Annotated in this window: 4 protein-coding genes; 2 read left to right on the top strand and 2 right to left on the bottom strand. The window is 72.9% G+C overall.

Annotation, left to right across the window (positions count from 1 at the left end):
* The first annotated feature begins 523 nt into the window (after positions 1-523).
* Positions 524-1204, top strand: a complete 681-nt coding sequence (locus tag ACFYNP_RS33255) for a pyridoxal 5'-phosphate synthase (RefSeq protein WP_388790827.1) — start codon at positions 524-526, stop codon at positions 1202-1204.
* A gap of 231 nt (positions 1205-1435) precedes the next feature.
* Here ACFYNP_RS33255 and ACFYNP_RS33250 read toward each other — a convergent pair whose 3' ends face one another.
* On the bottom strand, positions 1436-1861 hold the full coding sequence (locus tag ACFYNP_RS33250) for a Zn-ribbon domain-containing OB-fold protein (RefSeq protein WP_388414304.1): 426 nt from the start codon (positions 1859-1861) through the stop codon (positions 1436-1438).
* Entirely contained in the window at positions 1858-2310 is a 453-nt protein-coding gene (locus tag ACFYNP_RS33245) for a DoxX family protein (protein ID WP_388790825.1), read from the bottom strand. The genes ACFYNP_RS33250 and ACFYNP_RS33245 overlap by 4 nt, the downstream gene beginning before the upstream one ends.
* A gap of 249 nt (positions 2311-2559) precedes the next feature.
* On the opposite strand from ACFYNP_RS33245, the gene ACFYNP_RS33240 reads away from it, so the two are divergent.
* Entirely contained in the window at positions 2560-3702 is a 1143-nt protein-coding gene (locus ACFYNP_RS33240; protein ID WP_388790823.1) for a flavin-containing monooxygenase, read from the top strand.
* The last annotated feature ends 813 nt before the right edge of the window (positions 3703-4515 follow it).

The following is a 4515-nucleotide window of genomic DNA, read 5'->3' as shown; positions in this document are numbered from 1 at the left end:
TCCCACCCGTTGCCCGGGGTTGGTTGGCTCCGGGCCTCCTGGGGCTCCGCCCCAGACCCCGGGCATCTTTGCCCACCCACCCGCCCGTGCGGCCGGGCTGAGGGGTTCGGGCCCTGGGGCTGCGCCCCAGACCCCCTTGAGGGGCTGCGCCCCTCGAACCCCCACAGGGGGCTCCGCCCCCTGCACCCCCGTTCGCGCCTAAAGGGCGCTCGTCCTCAAACTCCCCCAAGGCCTTAAGGGCCAGGGGGGACCCCCATGACGGGCTGAAATGCCCGCTGCGGGCCAGCACCGAGGCCCTTAGGGGCGCGGGGAACTGCGCGAGAAGCGGGCATGATCCGCAGACGAAAACGGGGTTGGGGGCGCGAGGAACGGCGCGAGCAACCACCCACGGCCCGAGGCCGAAACAGAGTTCGGGGGCGCGAGGAACTGCGCGTACGGCCCCACGGCGAGCGGGGGACGGCAGAGCCACCGGGCCGGCCCCGCCGGAAAGGAAAGGGGACCTGGGGCGAGCCGGGACCGGAGAATGACCGGCATGGAATTCCAGGACTTTCTCCACACCCTGCGCGTCTGGGACGTAGACCTCCCCCACTTCGACCCACCCACCGCACCCGACACCCCCCTCCCCCTCTTCCAGGAGTGGCTGACGCACGCGGCCCGCGCGGGCCAGCCCGAGCCGCACACGATGTCGCTCGCGACGGTCGACGCCGAGGGCCGCCCGGACGTCCGCACGCTGATGCTGCACGACGCCGACGCCACCGGCTGGCACTTCGCCTCGCACTCCACCAGCGCGAAGGGCCGGCAACTGGCCGCCCACCCCGTCGCCGCACTCGGCTTCTACTGGCCCGCGGTGGGCCGCCAGGTCCGGCTGCGCGGACCCGTCACCCCGGCGTCCCCGGCCGCCTCGCAAGCCGACCTGCACGCCCGCTCCACGGGTGCCCTCGCGGCGGCCCTGGTCGGACGGATGAGTGAAGTACTCGACGATTACGCGGAGTTGGCGGCAGCGTCGGCAACGGCTTGGGAGCGGGCCCAAGCAGACCCCCGACTCCCGGTCCCCACCTGGACCCGATACGTACTGGCCCCCGTGGAGGTCGAGTTCTTCCAGGGCGACGTCCGACGCCGCCACGTACGCCTGCGCTACCGCCGCGAGGTCGACGAGACCGACGAGGCCACCGCCATCTGGAGCCGCGAACTCCTCTGGCCATGACCCGGAACGGGCACGGGAACAGGAACGGGAGCGGGCACAAACATGCGTCCGGGTCCGGATTCGGATCCGGGTCCGGATTCGGGTCCGGATTCGGGTCCGGATTCGGGTCCGGATTCGGGTCCGGATTCGGGTCCGGATTCGGGTCCGGATTCGGGTCCGGCCAGCGGCTCTAGGGGACGCGCTTGGGGCCCGCGCCCTCCGGTCGCTGTCCCGAGTCGCTAACCGGGGTCGCTATCCGGGGTCGCCAACCGGTGCGGGCCCGAGCCCGAACACCGGCACGGTCACACCGTCCTCGGCGCCGGAGCGGAACGTCACGTACAGCTCCATCCCGATCCGCAGATCCGCCTCGGGGCAGCCGACGACCTCCGTCATCATCCGGGGTCCCTCGGCCAGGTCCACGACGGCGGCGACGTACGGAACACGGTCACCGAACGGCGGCAGGTCGTTGCGGTGCACGACGGACCAGGTGTAGAGCGTGGCCCGGCCACTCGCGGGGCGCCAGTGCACGTCCTCGCTCCAGCAGTACGGGCAGAACTCGCGCGGGTAGTGGTGCGGGCGGTCACAGGCCGCGCAGTACCGGATGAGGAGGCGGCCCTCGGCGGCCGCGTCCCAGTACGGGCGGGTGAAGGCGTCGGACTCCGGGGTGGCGGCGGTCATCGGAACAGTCCCATCGCATCGTCCAGGGACCAGGTCTGCCACGACATCGCACCGAGGGCGACCAGCGAGATGAGCGCCATCATCGCGTTCTGGCCCTGCTCGGCCCAGTCATGGATCATCAGAACCAGGTACAGGAGGTTGAGGAGCAGCCCGCAGGCGAGTGCGACCGGCGTCAGGAATCCGGCCACCAGGCCCAGCCCCAGGGCGAGTTCGGCGTAGACGACGACGTACGCCATCGCCTTCGGGCGTGGTTCGACCACGATGCCGAAGCCGCTGCGGACGGCGTTCCATCGGTGCTTGGCCGCGATGCCGGAGGCCCAGGCGATGCCCGTGCCACGCTCGAACCAGCCCTTCTTGTCCTTGTGGCGCCAGCTCTCCAGCCACCACAGGCCGAGGCCCATGCGCAGCACGGCGAGCCACTCGGCGCCGCTGAGCCAGATCGAGTCCACGCGACCCTCCCTCCCGGAACTCTTCCTCACGCTGCTCGTCATTTCCTTTCTGACGGTACGTCAGTTCAGCGGAAGCGGGCCGCGTGCGCAAGGGGATGGGTCGAACGCGGAGGCAGGGGGTGGCGCGAACACAGGGGCGGGAGGCGGGCGTGCGGGCGGGGAGGCGATCGGGCGCGCGTGATCAGATCGCAATCGATTCCCGTCTTGACCGAGACCCATCAAGTATTCACGCCGTTACGCTCAGCGTTCATGGCCGACACCACCACCCCCACCAGCCCCGTCTACGTGATCGGGGCCGGCCCCGGCGGACTCGCCGTCGCCGCCGAGCTGCGGGCGCGGGGCGTGCGGGCCGTCGTACTGGAGAAGTCCGACGCGGTCGCCGCATCCTGGCGCCGCCACTACGACCGGCTGCACCTGCACACCACACGCCGTCTGTCCGCGCTGCCCGGGCTGCGGATGCCGCGCCGGTTCGGACGATGGGTGTCGCGCGACGACGTGGTGCGCTACCTGGAGAAGTACGCCGACGTCCACGAGTTGGAGATCGTCACCGGGGTCGAGGTCGACCGGGTCGAGCGCGGGCCCGGCGGCGAGGGGTGGGTGCTGTACGCGACCGGGGGCCGGCGGCTCTCCACGTCGGCGGTGGTGGTGGCCACGGGGTTCAATCACACGCCGTACGTTCCCGCGTGGCCCGGCGCGGAGTCGTACGAGGGTGAGCTGCTGCACGCCGGCCAGTACCGCAACCCCGCCCCCTTCGCCGGCCGGGACGTGCTCGTCGTCGGGGCCGGCAACACCGGGGCGGAGATCGCGGCCGACCTCGCGGAGGGCGGGGCGGGGCGGGTGCGGCTCGCGGTGCGGACGCCGCCGCACATCGTGCGCCGGTCCACCGCGGGGTGGCCCGCGCAGGCCACCGGCATCCTGGTGCGCCGGCTTCCGGTACGCCTGGTGGACGCGGCGGCATCGGTGACCGCCCGGCTCTCCGTGCCGGACCTCTCCGCGTACGGTCTGCCCCGGCCGGCCAAGGGGCTGTACTCACGGGCCCGGGAGGGTGCGATTCCGGTGCAGGACGTCGGCCTGATCGAGGCGGTGCGGGGCGGGCGGGTCGAGCCGGTCGCGGCGGTCGAGTCCTTCGACGGCACGAAGGTCGTTCTCGCGGACGGTACGCGGCTGTCGCCGGAGGTGGTCATCGCGGCGACGGGCTACCGCCGGGGGCTGGAGGGCCTGGTCGGCCACCTCGGGGTGCTGGACGCCCGGGGGCGGCCCCGGGTACGGGGTGCGCGGACGGTGCCGGGGGTTGGGGGGCTGTACTTCACGGGGTTCACGAATCCGATCAGCGGGATGCTGCGGGAGCTCCGCCTGGACGCCACCCGAATCGCCCGAGCCCTGACCCCCTGACCCCCTCCCGCCTGCCCCACCCTGCGGCTCCGCCCCAGGCCCCGGGTTGCCGCCCCAGCGAAGCCGGCTGAGTTTCGGACCGCCGCGCCCCCGGCCCCCTGCTTGGCCTGCTCGGCCTGCTTGGCCTGCTTGGCCTGCTTGGCCTGCTCGGCCTGCGGATCGCGCACGGCCGTTCGCGCAGTACCCCGCGCCCTCAACTCGGCTTCCGTCTAAGGGCCGTGGGGGCCGTTCATGCGGCTACCCGCGCCCTTAAAACCCGTTACCATCCGCGGGCCGCGGGGGCCGTTCGCGCAGTTCCCCGCGCCCCTGTAGGCGGCCCCGAATGCCTCGGTACGGGCCGGCATTGGGCACTTCAGCCCGTCCGGCCGACCGGTGCGGGCCCGCATCGGGCATCTTCAGCCCGTCTGGCGGATCGGTACGGTCCGGTGGAGGCCTCTTCAAGCCGTCCGGCAGATCGGTACGGGCCCGCATCGGGCACCTTCAGCCCGCCATGGGGGTCCCCCCTGGCCCTTAAGGCCTTGGGGGAAATTGAGGGCGAGCGCCCTTAAGGCGCGATACGGGGTCCGGGGCGGAGCCCCGAACCGGGGTGCAGGGGGCGCAGCCCCCTGCGGGGGTCCGAGGGGCACAGCCCCTCAAAGGGGGTCTGGGGCGCAGCCCCAGGGCCGGAACCCACCAACCCGGCCGCACGGGCGGGAGGGCGGGCAAACCCCCAGGGGGCGCAGGGGGCAGAGCCCCCGCAGGGGTCTGGGGCACAGCCCCAGGGCCCGAACCCATCAACCCCGCCGCACGGGCGGGAGGGCGGGCAAACCCCCA

This window comes from Streptomyces sp. NPDC006691 (genome assembly GCF_042869955.1).
Classification (GTDB): domain Bacteria; phylum Actinomycetota; class Actinomycetes; order Streptomycetales; family Streptomycetaceae; genus Streptomyces.
Note: the sequence above shows the minus strand (reverse complement) of the source record. Positions and strands in the feature narration are given on the sequence as shown.